The 12,725-nt window shown below is 72.0% G+C and carries 11 protein-coding genes; all 11 read right to left on the bottom strand.

Going from position 1 to position 12,725, the window contains the following annotated elements:
* Positions 1 to 10: 10 nt before the first annotated feature.
* The 11 genes from nuoL to ACH45N_RS04220 are packed head-to-tail and all read right to left on the bottom strand — an operon-like array spanning position 11 to position 12,717.
* Positions 11 to 1,951, bottom strand: coding sequence for an NADH-quinone oxidoreductase subunit L (nuoL, locus tag ACH45N_RS04270; protein ID WP_397391473.1), 1,941 nt, complete (start codon positions 1,949 to 1,951; stop codon positions 11 to 13).
* A 12-nt stretch (positions 1,952 to 1,963) separates the two neighbouring features.
* Positions 1,964 to 2,263, bottom strand: coding sequence for an NADH-quinone oxidoreductase subunit NuoK (gene nuoK, locus ACH45N_RS04265; protein ID WP_285100873.1), 300 nt, complete (start codon positions 2,261 to 2,263; stop codon positions 1,964 to 1,966).
* Complete coding sequence (locus tag ACH45N_RS04260) at positions 2,263 to 3,087, bottom strand: NADH-quinone oxidoreductase subunit J (protein ID WP_397391471.1); 825 nt, start codon at positions 3,085 to 3,087, stop codon at positions 2,263 to 2,265. Before ACH45N_RS04260 ends, nuoK begins: the two co-directional genes overlap by 1 nt.
* Positions 3,084 to 3,932: an NADH-quinone oxidoreductase subunit NuoI gene (gene nuoI / locus ACH45N_RS04255; protein ID WP_397391469.1), complete on the bottom strand. Its 849-nt coding sequence runs from the start codon at positions 3,930 to 3,932 to the stop codon at positions 3,084 to 3,086. Before nuoI ends, ACH45N_RS04260 begins: the two co-directional genes overlap by 4 nt.
* Positions 3,925 to 5,220, bottom strand: a complete 1,296-nt coding sequence (gene nuoH / locus ACH45N_RS04250; RefSeq protein WP_397391467.1) for an NADH-quinone oxidoreductase subunit NuoH — start codon at positions 5,218 to 5,220, stop codon at positions 3,925 to 3,927. Before nuoH ends, nuoI begins: the two co-directional genes overlap by 8 nt.
* Positions 5,217 to 7,853 carry an NADH-quinone oxidoreductase subunit G gene (locus ACH45N_RS04245; protein WP_397391465.1) on the bottom strand — a complete coding sequence of 879 codons (2,637 nt, stop codon included), beginning with the start codon at positions 7,851 to 7,853 and terminating at the stop codon, positions 5,217 to 5,219. The genes nuoH and ACH45N_RS04245 overlap by 4 nt, the downstream gene beginning before the upstream one ends.
* Complete coding sequence (gene nuoF, locus ACH45N_RS04240) at positions 7,850 to 9,208, bottom strand: NADH-quinone oxidoreductase subunit NuoF (protein ID WP_397391463.1); 1,359 nt, start codon at positions 9,206 to 9,208, stop codon at positions 7,850 to 7,852. The genes ACH45N_RS04245 and nuoF overlap by 4 nt, the downstream gene beginning before the upstream one ends.
* Positions 9,205 to 10,038 (bottom strand): NADH-quinone oxidoreductase subunit NuoE, encoded by an 834-nt coding sequence (gene nuoE / locus ACH45N_RS04235; RefSeq protein WP_397391461.1) that lies wholly within the window; start codon positions 10,036 to 10,038, stop codon positions 9,205 to 9,207. Before nuoE ends, nuoF begins: the two co-directional genes overlap by 4 nt.
* Entirely contained in the window at positions 10,035 to 11,405 is a 1,371-nt protein-coding gene (locus tag ACH45N_RS04230; RefSeq protein ID WP_397391459.1) for an NADH-quinone oxidoreductase subunit D, read from the bottom strand. Before ACH45N_RS04230 ends, nuoE begins: the two co-directional genes overlap by 4 nt.
* Positions 11,402 to 12,169, bottom strand: a complete 768-nt coding sequence (locus ACH45N_RS04225; RefSeq protein WP_397391457.1) for an NADH-quinone oxidoreductase subunit C — start codon at positions 12,167 to 12,169, stop codon at positions 11,402 to 11,404. The genes ACH45N_RS04230 and ACH45N_RS04225 overlap by 4 nt, the downstream gene beginning before the upstream one ends.
* Positions 12,166 to 12,717, bottom strand: coding sequence for an NADH-quinone oxidoreductase subunit B family protein (locus ACH45N_RS04220; RefSeq protein WP_020016037.1), 552 nt, complete (start codon positions 12,715 to 12,717; stop codon positions 12,166 to 12,168). The genes ACH45N_RS04225 and ACH45N_RS04220 overlap by 4 nt, the downstream gene beginning before the upstream one ends.
* Positions 12,718 to 12,725 lie beyond the last annotated feature (8 nt).

The following is a 12,725-nucleotide window of genomic DNA, read 5'->3' as shown; positions in this document are numbered from 1 at the left end:
TCTCCTCCGATCACTGGGCACCACCGAGGCCCACGACGAGCCAGGCGACGACGGCGATCACGAGGACGCCCCCCGCCATGCCCGCTGCGTACGAACGGACGTACCCGGTCTGTGCCTTGCGGAACACCCCGCCGAACCACGACACGGCCTGCGGCAGCACGCCCCAGCCCCGGTCGACGACGTCGCGGTCGCCCACCTGGACCACGCGGGCCAGCCCGTAGGCGGGCCGCACCACGAGCGTCTCGTTCGCGGCGTCCTGGTAGAGGTCCTTGCGGGCGGCCCGCGTCAGCGCGGAGCCGCGCGGCGCCTCCTCGGGGACGAGCTGGACCGCGTACATCCGGAACGCGAGCAGCGCCCCGAGCACCACGACCACGAGGGTGGCGGTGATGATGAGCCAGACCGGCAGCACGGGCTCGTGGTGCTCGGCGTGCCCGACGACGGGCTCCAGCCAGGTGGTGAACGTGCCGCCGATGCCGAGCACGAGGCCCAGGGCGGCGGAGCCGACGCCGAGGAACACCAGCGGCCACCACATCAGCGGCGAGCCCTCGTGCGGGTGCTGGCCCTCGGTCCAGCGCGGACGACGTCCGCCGAACGTCATGAAGAACAGGCGCGTCATGTAGAACGCGGTGATCGCCGCGCCGAGCACGGCGACCGTGCCGAACACCCAGGCGCGCCACGGCTGCCCCTCGACGGGGAGGAACGCGGCCTCGATGATCCCGTCCTTGCTCCAGAAGCCGGAGAACGGCGGGATCCCGAGGATCGCCAGCCAGCCCAGGCCCATCGTGATCCAGGTGATGGGCAGGAACCGCGACAGGCCGCCGAAGCGCCGCATGTCGGTCTGGTCGCCCATCGCGTGCATCACCGAGCCGGCGCCGAGGAACAGCCCCGCCTTGAAGAAGCCGTGCGTGAGCAGGTGGAAGATCGCGAACGCGTACCCGGCCGGGCCGAGGCCCGCGGCGAGCATCATGTAGCCGATCTGCGACATCGTGGAGGCGGCCAGCGCCTTCTTGATGTCGTCCTTGGCGCAGCCGACGATCGCCCCGAACAGGAGGGTCACCGCGCCGACCAGCACCACGACGAGCTGCGCCGTCGGGGCCGCCTCCAGGATCGCGCCGGAGCGCACCATGAGGTAGACGCCGGCGGTGACCATCGTGGCGGCGTGGATGAGCGCGGAGACCGGCGTCGGGCCGGCCATCGCGTCACCCAGCCAGGCCTGCAGCGGGAACTGCGCCGACTTGCCGCACGCGGCCAGGAGCAGGCAGAGCCCGATCGCGGTGGCCGTGGCCTGCGACATCGAGCCGACGGAGTCGTCGGACAGCGCGGTGCCGAAGTCCAGGGCGCCGGCGTGGGCGAACAGCAGCGCCATCGCCGCGATGAGCCCCATGTCGCCGATGCGGTTCATGACGAACGCCTTCTTGGCCGCCACCGCGTTCTCGCGGGCCGACGGCCGCCCCGTGTCCCAGAACCCGATGAGCAGGTAGGACGCGAGACCCACGCCCTCCCAGCCCACGAAGAGCAGGAGGTAGGAGTCGGCCAGGACGAGCACGAGCATCGCCGCGACGAACAGGTTCAGGTACGCGAAGAACCTGCGCCGGTCCGGGTCGTGGTCCATGTAGGCCACGGAGTACACGTGGATGAGCGTGCCCACGAAGGTCACGAGCATCACGAAGGTCAGGGACAGGGGGTCGAGCCGGAGGCCGAGGTCCACGTCCAGCCCGCCGGCGGACAGCCAGGTCCACAGGCTGTGGTCCACGGAGCGGTCCTCGGCAGGGGTGCCGATCATGCGGAACAACAGGATGATGGCGAGGACCCCGGAGGCGGCCGAGGCCGCGACCCCGAGCCAGTGGCCCCAGCGGTCGATGGACCTGCTGCCCAGCACCACGGGCCACAGCAGCAGGATCGCCGCGCCGATCAGCGGGAAGCCGATCAGCCAGGGGGCAAGCCCGATCACGTCGTTCACTCTCTACCCCCGGAGCAGGTTGACGTCGTCGACCGAGGCCGAGCGGCGGGTACGGAAGATCGTCACGATGATGGCGAGGCCGACGACGACCTCGGCGGCGGCGACGACCATGACGAAGAACGCGAGCACCTGGCCGGTCAGGTCGCCGTGCATCCTGGCGAAGGTGACGAAGGCGAGGTTGGTCGCGTTGAGCATGAGCTCGACGCCCATGAACACGACGATCGCGTTGCGGCGCAGCAGCACGGTCGTGGCACCCACGGCGAAGAGCACGGCGGCCAGGACCACATAGTTGGTGATGTCCATCAGGCCTCTCCCTCGGTGGTCCGGGCCTCGGACGCGGCGGCCTCGGCCGTGCGGGCCTCGACGAGCTCGGTGCCCGGCGCGTGCGGCGCGGCCTTCTCCTGGCCCCGGATGCGCAGCACGCGCGAGACCGACTGCGGCACCTGCTCGCCGTCGGGCCCGAGCGCGGGCGTGTCCATCGCGTTGGACGTGGCGTAGACGCCCGGCGAGGGCAGCGGCGTGAGCACGACGCCCTCGGGCAGCGCCCGGATGCGCGCGTCCGCGACGGCCCGCTGGTCCTGCTTGGGGGTGAGCCGACGGCGGTGCGTCAGCACGAGCGCGCCGACGGCGGCCGTGACCAGCAGGACGCCCACGGCCTCCATGGCCAGCACGTAGTCGCCGAACAGCACGCGGGCCAGGGCCTGCGGGTTGGCGACGCCGCCCGGGTCTCCCCCGGCCAGCCCGACCGGGGGCGCGAACGCGGCACGCGCCACGACGCCGCCCAGGATCACCGCGAGGCCGATCCCGATGAGCAGGCCCACCCAGCGCTGCCCGCGGATGGTCTCCGTGAGCGAGTCGGACGCGTCCACGCCGACGAGCATCAGCACGAACAGGAACAGCATCATCACGGCGCCCGTGTACACGACCACCTGCACGACGCCGAGGAACGGCGCCTCCTGCGCGATGTACAGGATCGCCATGCTGACCATGACGAACACCAGGCACATCGCCGCGTGCACGGCCCGCTTGACGAACAGCAGGCCCAGCGCGGCGAGCACCATGAGCGGCGCGACCACCCAGAACAGGACGGTCTCGCCGGTCGAGATCACCAGGCCGGCGGGGGTCATGCCGTCACCCCCGGGCGGGCCGGGCCGGCCGCGTCGCTCGCCAGGACCCGCACCGAGCCGACCGCGGCCGCGCCCGCGGACCGCTCGGCGGCCCCCGGGCCCTCCTCCGGCCGCAGCTCGTGCTGCCGCTGGGTGGGCGCGGGCGCCCTGCCCGACGCCACGGCGTCCGCGGCGTCCAGCGTCTCGTCGTCCGGCCGGTGCTCGCGGACCCAGGCGACCTGCGCCGCCGTCGGGCCCAGCACGTCACCGCTGTAGTAGTTCGTGTCCGTGGTGCCCTCCACCATGGGGTGGGGCGCCGCGAGCATGCCCTCGGCCAGCGGGGCCAGCAGGTCCTGCTTCTCGTAGATCATGCCCGCGCGGGTCTTGCCGGCCAGCTCGAAGTCGTTGGTCATGGTCAGCGCCCGGGTGGGGCAGGCCTCGATGCACAGCCCGCAGAAGATGCAGCGCAGGTAGTTGATCTGGTAGACGCCGCCGTAGCGCTCGCCGGGGCTCATGTGCGCGCCCTGGGAGTCGTCCGCGTGCAGCGGGCCGGCGTTCGCGCCCTGGTTCTCGGCCAGGTCCGCGTTGGACGCGCCCTCCACGTAGATCGCGTCCGCCGGGCACGCCCACGCGCACAGCTCGCAGCCGATGCACTTCTCCAGCCCGTCGGCGTACCGGTTGAGCTGGTGGCGGCCGTGGAAGCGGCGCTGCGTCGGCACCTTCTCGCGGGGGTACTGCTCCGTGACCGTGGGCCTGAACATCGACGACAGCGTCACGCCGAAGCCCGCGACGGGAGCGAACAGCTCCCCGATGGGTCCCGGCTGCGGCCGCAGGGGCTGGTACTCGCCCGAGTCTGACTTACTCACCGTGGACCTCCTTTCCGAACCGCTTGGACGGGGGCAGCTTCTCGCCGGGCAGCGGCGGCACCGGGAACCCGCCGGCGAACGCGTCGACGGGCTCCTTGTCCGGCCCGCCCGGCGGCGCCTCCTTCTTCTCCGGCCAGAACCACATGACCGCGATGAAGACGACGGCTGCCCCGATGATCACGGGGATGAACTGCTGGAAGGACATGCCCTGCACGCGCTGCAGCCACTGCACGACGGCGAGGACGACGACCCAGGTCAGCGCGACCGGGATGAGCACCTTCCAGCCGAAGACCATGAACTGGTCGTAGCGCAGGCGCAGCAGCGTGCCGCGCACCCACACGAAGAAGAACATGACGGCCCACAGCTTCACGAGGAACCAGATGACGGGCAGCCAGCCCTCGTTCAGCGCGCCGCCCAGGAACCCGTCGGGCACCGGTGCCCGCCAGCCGCCCAGGAAGAGCGTGACGCAGACCGCCGAGACGTTGAGCATGTTGATGTACTCCGCCAGGAAGAACCAGGCGAACTTCATCGACGAGTACTCGGTCATGTAGCCGGAGACGAGCTCGCCCTCGGCCTCGGGCAGGTCGAACGGCAGGCGGTTGGTCTCGCCGATCATCGAGATCACGTAGATCACGAAGGCCGGCGCGAGCGGGATGAACCACCAGATCTGCGTCTGGCTGGACACGATCTGCGACGTCGACATCGACCCCGACATGATGAACACGCTCACCAGCGACAGGCCCATCGCGAGCTCGTAGCTGATCACCTGCGCCGTGGACCGGACCGAGCCGAGCAGCGGGTAGGTGGAGCCGGAGGCCCAGCCGCCGAGCACGATGCCGTAGACGCCGAGTGCCGCGGCGGCCAGCACGTACAGCACCGCCACCGGGAAGTCGGTGAGCTGCGCCGGCGTGGTCCAGTCGGTCCACGGGAACGGCAGGCTCGGCCCGAACGGGATCACGGCGAACACGAGCAGCGAGCAGAACACCGAGATCATCGGCGCCAGCAGGTACACGAACCGGTCGGCCCGCGTGACCGTCATGTCCTCCTTGAGCAGCAGCTTCATGGCGTCCGCGAGCGACTGGAGCAGGCCGGCCGGCCCGTGCCAGTTGGGGCCGGGACGCACCTGCATGCGCGCCACGACCTTGCGCTCGAACCAGATCGCGAAGAGCACGCTGGTCAGCAGGAAGACCACGATCAGCACGGCCTTGACGATCGAGGCCCAGATGGTCTCCTGCGAGAAGTCGGCGGCGACGCCGGGCGCGGCCTCGGCCAGCAGCACCGGGTTCATCGGGCATCTCCTTCCGAGCCGTGGAACGTGCGGGCCGCCGTGGTGACCCGGACGTCCGCCACATGGGGGCTGACGCTGACGAGGTCGCCCGCGGACGCGCCGAGGGTCTCGTGCACGCGGCAGCCGGCGGAGGCCAGCGGCAGCCAGACCACGCCGTCGACCATCTGGTCGGTCACCGCGGCGGGCACCCGGACGGCGCCCCGCTCCGTGCTGACGATGACCGGCGCGCCGTCGGACACCCCGAAGGCGCTCGCCGTGGCGGCGGACATCCGGGCGACGGGCCGCTTGGCCGTGCCGGCGAGGAACTGCTCGCCGTCCTGGCCGCTGCCCGCGTCGAGCTGGAGCCGCCAGGTGGCGAGCACCGCCTGACCCGGCCCGACGGTCGGCGGGGCGGTCAGGACGTCGCTCTCCAGCGTCACCTGCTCGCCCTCCCACGCGCCCTGGGTCAGGGCGATCGCGAGATGGGCCTCGGCGGGCGAGCCCGCCTGCAGGTCCACGCCGAGCTGCTGGGCCAGCACGTGCAGCACGCGGTGGTCGGGCAGGGCGCTCGACTCGAGCGCGGCGCCGAAGGACCGCACGCGGCCCTCCCAGTTCCAGTACGAGCCGGCGCGCTCGACCGGCGGTGCGACCGGGAGCACGACGTCGGCCCGCTCGGTCACCTCCGAGGCCCGCACCTCCAGGCTCACGACGAACCCGCCGCGGGCCTGCGTCGCGTCGAGCGCTCCGCGCGCCGCGGCGGGGTCGGGCAGGTCGGCGAGCTCGACGCCGCCGAGCACCGCGCCGCCCAGGGCGCCCGAGGCGAGCGCCGCGAGGATGCCCGCGGTGTCGCGCCCCGGGGTCGCCGGGAGCTCGGCGCCCCAGGCCCGGGCGACCTCGGCGCGTGCCGCGGCGTCGGCGACCGGGCGGCCGCCCGGCAGCAGGTCCGGCAGCAGACCGGCCTCGACGCCGCCGCGCTCGCCCGCACGACGCGGGATCCACGCGAGCCGCGCGCCCGTCGCCTCGGCGAGCCCGAGGGCCGCGGTGTAGGCACCAGGCGAGCCCGCGAGGCGCTCGCCCACGAGGATCACGGCACCGGGCTGGGCCAGGGCGCTCGTGTCGATGTCGGACGTCGGGGCGTCGGCCGGGAGCAGGCCCCCGGCCAGGCTGGTGGTCAGACTGGTCAGCCACTCGGCCTCGGTGCCGGGGGCCGCGGGGAGCAGCGTGCCGTCCAGTCGGGTCAGGCCGCGGGTGGCGTAGGGCGCGATCGAGAAGACCTTGGTCCCGGCCTTGCCCTGGGCGCCCTTGCGCAGCCGCAGGAACGTGACGCCCGCCTCCTCCTCGGCCTCCAGGCCGACGAGCAGCACCGCGGGCGCCTGCTCCAGGTCGCCGAACGTGACGCCGATGCCGGAGCCGGCCACGACGCGGGCCAGGAACGCGGCCTCCTCGGCGGAGTGCACGCGCACCCGCTGGTCCACGTCGTTGGTGCCGAGCGCCGTCCGGGCGAACCGGGACCACGCGAAGGCGTCCTCGACGGTGAGCCGGCCGCCGGGCAGCACGCCCACGCCGCCGTTCTCGCGCGCCGCGGCCAGGCCGGCCGCCGCGACCTCCAGGGCCTCGACCCAGGACGCGGGGCGCAGCTCGCCGTTCTCGCGCACCAGCGGGGTGGTGACGCGGTCCGGAGCGGACTGCCACGTGAACGCGAAGCGGTCCTTGTCGGTGATCCACTCCTCGTTGACCACCGGGTCCTCGCCCGAGAGCCGGCGCAGCACCTGGCCGCGGCGGTGGTCGATGCGGATCGCGGAGCCACACGCGTCGTGCTCGGCGATGCTCGGCGTGCTCACCAGGTCGAACGGCCGCGACCGGAACCGGTAGCCCGCGCCGGTCAGCGCGCCCACCGGGCAGATCTGCACCGTGTTGCCCGAGTAGTAGGAGGAGAAGGGCCGCCCGGACGTGTCCGTGGTGGCCTCCCCGATCGGGCGGTCCACGGGGCCGGTGCTCGACTCGGCCCCGGCGAACCCGAGCACGTCCTCGTCGTACCGGCCGATCTGCTGGTGCGCGCCGCGGTCCTGCAGCGCGATGAACGCGTCGCCCGCGATCTCCTCGCTGAACCGGGTGCAGCGCTGGCACAGCACGCACCGCTCGCGGTCCAGGAGGATCTGCGTGGACAGTGCGATCGGCTTGGGGAAGGTGCGCTTGACGTCGGTGAACCGCGTGTCGGGCCGCCCGTTGCTCATCGCCTGGTTCTGCAGGGGGCACTCGCCGCCCTTGTCGCAGACCGGGCAGTCGAGCGGGTGGTTCATGAGCAGCAGCTCCATGACCCCCTGCTGCGCCTTGTCGGCGACGGCGGAGGTGTGCTGCGTCTTGACCACCATGCCGGGCGCGACCGTCATGGTGCACGACGCCTGCGGCTTCGGCATGGGCCGCACGTTGCCCTCGCGGTCCGGCATGGCGACCTCGACGAGGCACTGCCGGCACGCGCCGGCGGGTGCCAGGAGCGGGTGGTCGCAGAACCGCGGGATCTGGATGCCGGCCTGCTCGGCGGCCCGGATGATGAGCGTGCCCTTGGGGACGCTCACCTCGGTGCCGTCGATGGTGAAGGTGACGAGCTCGACCGGGGCCGCCTCGGTCTGGGGGTTGTTCGTGGTGACGGTCATCGGTGACCTCCCGCGCCGGCGCCTGCTGCTCCGACGAGTGCAGCGCCCGGTGACGTTGTTTTCGGGGTGTACGGGAACAGCGCCGACGCGCTCGGGTCGAACGGGCAGCCGTGGCCGTCGATGTGCGCCTGGTACTCGGCGCGGAAGTACTGGATGCTCGACGTGACGGGCGAGACCGCGCCGTCGCCGAGCGCGCAGAACGCCTTGCCCAGGATGTTGTCGCACAGGTCGACCAGGAGCTCCAGGTCGCCGTCCTGCCCCTCGCCGGCCTCGATGCGGCGCAGCACCTGCTTGAGCCAGTAGGTGCCCTCGCGGCACGGCGTGCACTTGCCGCACGACTCGTGCGCGTAGAAGTCGATCCAGCGCGACACGGCCCGGACCACGCACACCGTCTCGTCGAAGATCTGCAGCGCGCGCGTACCGAGCATCGACCCCGCGGCGCCCACCGACTCGTAGTCGAGCGGGGTGTCGAGGTGCTCCTGCGTGAAGATCGGCGTGGACGACCCGCCGGGGGTCCAGAACTTCAGCTCGTGGCCGGCCCGGATGCCGCCCGACAGGTCGAGCAGCTCGCGCAGCGTGATGCCGAGCGGGGCCTCGTACTGGCCGGGCCGGGTGACGTGCCCCGACAGCGAGAACAGGCCGTGGCCCTGCGACTTCTCGGTGCCCATCGAGGAGAACCAGTCGGCCCCCCGGGCGACGATGCCGGGCACCGACGCGATGGACTCCACGTTGTTGACCACGGTGGGCCGCGCGTACAGGCCGGCGACGGCGGGGAACGGCGGCTTGAGCCGCGGCTGGCCGCGCAGGCCCTCCAGCGAGTCGAGCAGCGCCGTCTCCTCGCCGCAGATGTAGGCGCCCGCGCCGGCGTGCACCGTGACGTCGAGGTCGAAGCCCGTGCCCTGGATGTTCTTGCCCAGGTAGCCCGCCTTGTACGCCTCCTCGACGGCGTTCAGCAGCCGCCGGTAGACGTGCAGCACCTCGCCACGCACGTAGATGAAGGCGTGGTCGCAGCCGATCGCGTAGCTCGTGATCGCCACGCCCTCGATGAGGTGCTGGGGGCTGGCGAGCATCAGCGGGATGTCCTTGCAGGTGCCCGGCTCCGACTCGTCGGCGTTGACCACCAGGTACCGCGGGCCGCCGTCGGGCGGGGGCAGGAAGCCCCACTTCATGCCCGTGGGGAAGCCCGCGCCGCCGCGGCCGCGCAGGCCGGAGTCCTTGACCGTCTGGACCAGCGCGCCCGGCTCCATGGTCAGGGCCTTCTTGAGCCCGGCGTAGCCGCCGTTGCGCTCGTACGTGGCCAACCGCCAGGAGCGGTCCTTGTCCCACGTGTCGGTGAGTACCGGTGTGAGGTTCACTTCGCGTCCTCCCCGGGCTTCTTGTCCTTGCCGACCTCGGCGTCGGACGACGTGGCGGGCTTGCGCTCGGCCGAGGAGCCAGGCGTGCCGACCGGCGGGCTGGTCTGCCCGGCGTCCGTGCCCTCCGCCCCGCCGTCGCCGGCGGGCGCGTCGGGTGCCGTCCAGCCGCGCTCGCGGGCGATGGCGAGCCCGGCCAGGGTCGGCTCGCCGGCGCCCACACCCTCGTCGGCGCGGCCGTCGGGGAACCCGGCCAGGATGCGGCTCATCTGCTTGAACGAGCAGACGGACGCGGCACCCCGGGTGGGCACGACGTCGTCGCCGAGGCGCAGCCGGTCCGCGAGCGCCGTGGCCGTCTCGGGCGTCTGGTTGTCGAAGAACTCCCAGTTGACCATCACGACGGGTGCGTAGTCGCAGGCGGCGTTGCACTCGATGCGCTCGAGGGTGATGGCGCCGTCGTCGGTGGTCTCGTCGTGGCCCACGCCGAGGTGGTCGCTGAGCTCGTCGAAGATGGCGTCGCCGCCCATGACGGCGCACAGGGTGTTGGTGCACACGCCCACGGTGTAGGTGCCGTTGGGGTGGCGCTTGTACTGGGTGTAGAAGGTGGCGACGGCGGAGACCTCGGCGGCCGTGATGCCGAGCGTCTCGGCGCAGAACAGGATGCCGTCGCGGCTCACGTACCCGTCGACCGACTGCACGAGGTGCAGCATCGGCAGCAGGCCGGACCGGGGGTCCGGGTAGCGGGCCATGATCGCCGTGGCGTCGGCGGTCAGGGCTGCGACGGTCTCGGCGTCGTAGCCGGTCTTCGTGGCCGCCTGCGGGTCTGCGGTCATCGGTCCACACCTCCCAGCACGGGGTCCAGGGACGCGACGGCGACGACGACGTCGGCCACCTGGCCGCCCTCGCACATCACCGACGTGGCCTGGAGGTTGTTGAACGAGGGGTCGCGGAAGTGCGCGCGGTAGGGCCGGGTGCCGCCGTCGGAGACGACGTGCACCCCGAGCTCGCCGCGCGGGTGCTCCACGGTCTGCCAGGCCTGGCCGACGGGGACGCGGAAGCCCTCGGTGACCAGCTTGAAGTGGTGGATCAGGGCCTCCATGGAGGTGCCCATGATCTTCTTGATGTGCTCCAGCGAGTTGCCCTGGCCGTCGCCGCCGACGGCGAGCTGGGCGGGCCACGCGATCTTCTTGTCGGCGACCATGACGGGCTCGCCCTCGGTGCGGTCGAGCCGCTCCAGGGCCTGCTCGATGATCTTCAGGGACTGGTAGCACTCCTCGACGCGGAGCACAACGCGGTCGTAGCAGTCGGCGCCCTTCGAGGTGGGGACGTCGAAGTCGTACGTCTCGTAGCCGCAGTACGGGTTGTCCTTGCGGACGTCGTACGGCAGGCCCGTGGAGCGCAGCACCGGTCCGGTCACGGCGAGCGCCATGCAGCCGGAGAGGTTCAGCACGCCGACGTTCGTCAGGCGCGCCTTGAAGATCGGGTTGGCGAGCATGAGGTCACCGAGCTGCTTGAGGTAGCCGCGCACCTGCTTCAGCGCCGTACGCGCCTGGGTGGTGAAGCCCTCGGGCACGTCGACGGCCACGCCGCCGGGGCGGATGTACGCGTGGTTCATGCGCAGGCCAGTGACGGCCTCGAAGAGCCGCAGGATCTCCTCGCGGGCGGTGAAACCGATGGTCATCACCGTGGTGGCGCCCATCTCGTTGCCACCGGTGCCGAGACAGACCAGGTGGGAGGAGATCCGGTTGAGCTCCATCATGAGCACGCGGATCACGGAGGCGCGCTCGGGCACGTCGTCGGTGATGCCGAGCAGCTTCTCGACGGCGAGGCAGTACGCGGCCTCCTGGAACAGGGGCGCCACGTAGTCCATGCGGGTGCAGAACGTGGTGCCCTGCGTCCAGGTGCGGAACTCCATGTTCTTCTCGATGCCCGTGTGCAGGTAGCCGATACCGGCGCGGGCCTCGGTGACGGTCTCGCCGTCGATCTCCAGCATGAGCCGCAGCACGCCGTGCGTGGACGGGTGCTGGGGACCCATGTTGACGACGATCCGCTCCTCGCCGATCGCCTCGCGCGCGATGTCGTCCCAGTCGCCGTCGCCGTACGCCTCGAAGGCGCGCACGGTGGACGACATGTCCTCGTTCCCGGCGGGGCGCGTCGCGTGCGGGGCGGGCGGCGGCCTGTGGTCAGTGGGAGCGCTCATGAGTAGCTCCTCCTCGTGTCCGGCGGGGGCACCGTGGCGCCCTTGTACTCGACGGGGATGCCGCCGAGCGGGTAGTCCTTGCGCTGCGGGTGACCCACCCAGTCGTCCGGCATCTCGATGCGGGTCAGGGCGGGGTGGCCGTCGAAGACGATCCCGAAGAAGTCGTAGGTCTCGCGCTCGTGCCAGTCGTTGGACGGGTACACCGACGTGGTCGACCGGATGTGCGGGTCGTCGTCGGGCGCGGCGACCTCCAGCCGCAGCCGGCGGGAGTGCGTGATCGAGGCCAGGTGGTAGACGGCGTGCAGCTCCCGGCCGGCGTCGTGCGGGTAGTGGACGCCGCTGACCCCGAGCGACAGCTCGAAGCGCAGGTCCTGGTCGTCGCGCAGCGCCTGGCAGACGGCGACGACGTGCTCGCGGGCGACGTGGATCGTCAGCTCCGCCTGCTGCGCGTCGGCGCTCGCGGCGCCGTGCAGGTCCACGACCACCTTCTCGACCGCCTGGTCGAAGGTGGGCCCGCCGGTCCGCGCGCCGTCGTCCAGCACCTCGGCCAGCACGTCGACCACCTGGTCGAACCAGCTCCCGTACGGGCGGGGGGACGCCGCGGGCATCGCGACCGGCGTGACCAGGCCGCCGTAGCCGGACGTGTCGCCCGAGCCGTGGGCGCCGAACATGCCCTTCTTGACCTCGACCACCTCGAAGGTGGCCGCCCCCTCCGGGGGCGTCAGGGCAGAGCCCTGGTCGCCGCCCGGCGTGACGTCGCTCATCGCAGCAGGCCCTTCATCTCGAAGGTCGGGGTGGCCTCCATCGCGGCCGCCTCGGCGGCGCGCGCGGCCTCGACCCGGTTCACGCCGAGCGGCGCGTTCTGAATGTGGTCGTGCAGCCCGAGGATCGCGTTGATCAGCATCTCCGGGCGCGGCGGGCAGCCGGGCAGGTAGATGTCGACCGGGACCACGTGGTCCACGCCCTGCACGATCGCGTAGTTGTTGAACATCCCGCCCGACGACGCGCACACGCCCATGGAGAGCACCCACTTGGGCTCGCTCATCTGGTCGTACACCTGACGCACCACCGGGGCCATCTTCTGGCTCACCCGGCCGGCCACGATCATCAGGTCGGCCTGGCGCGGCGAGGCGCGGAACACCTCCATGCCGAACCGTGACAGGTCGAACCGCGACGCGCCCGCCGCCATCATCTCGATGGCGCAGCAGGCCAGACCGAACGTCACCGGCCACACCGAGGCCTTGCGCAGGTAGCCCGCGAGGTCCTCGATCGTCGTCAGCAGGAACCCTGACGGCGCTTCCTCGACACCCATGTCCCCTC

Origin of the sequence: Promicromonospora sp. NPDC019610 (genome assembly GCF_044389365.1) — a bacterium.
In the GTDB taxonomy this organism is placed as follows: Bacteria; Actinomycetota; Actinomycetes; order Actinomycetales; family Cellulomonadaceae; genus Promicromonospora.
This window is presented reverse-complemented; position numbering and strand designations above follow the sequence as displayed.

Excerpts from the sequence above, each read along its gene's own strand:
- ACH45N_RS04260 (WP_397391471.1), bottom strand. The coding sequence starts at position 3,087 with ATGACCCCCGCCGGCCTGGTGATCTCGACCGGCGAGACCGTCCTGTTC.
- ACH45N_RS04245 (WP_397391465.1), bottom strand. The coding sequence starts at position 7,853 with ATGACCGTCACCACGAACAACCCCCAGACCGAGGCGGCCCCGGTCGAG.
- ACH45N_RS04225 (WP_397391457.1), bottom strand. The coding sequence starts at position 12,169 with ATGAGCGACGTCACGCCGGGCGGCGACCAGGGCTCTGCCCTGACGCCC.
- ACH45N_RS04220 (WP_020016037.1), bottom strand. The coding sequence starts at position 12,717 with ATGGGTGTCGAGGAAGCGCCGTCAGGGTTCCTGCTGACGACGATCGAG.
- nuoH (WP_397391467.1), bottom strand. The coding sequence starts at position 5,220 with ATGAACCCGGTGCTGCTGGCCGAGGCCGCGCCCGGCGTCGCCGCCGAC.
- ACH45N_RS04230 (WP_397391459.1), bottom strand. The coding sequence starts at position 11,405 with ATGAGCGCTCCCACTGACCACAGGCCGCCGCCCGCCCCGCACGCGACG.
- nuoK (WP_285100873.1), bottom strand. The coding sequence starts at position 2,263 with ATGGACATCACCAACTATGTGGTCCTGGCCGCCGTGCTCTTCGCCGTG.
- nuoE (WP_397391461.1), bottom strand. The coding sequence starts at position 10,038 with ATGACCGCAGACCCGCAGGCGGCCACGAAGACCGGCTACGACGCCGAG.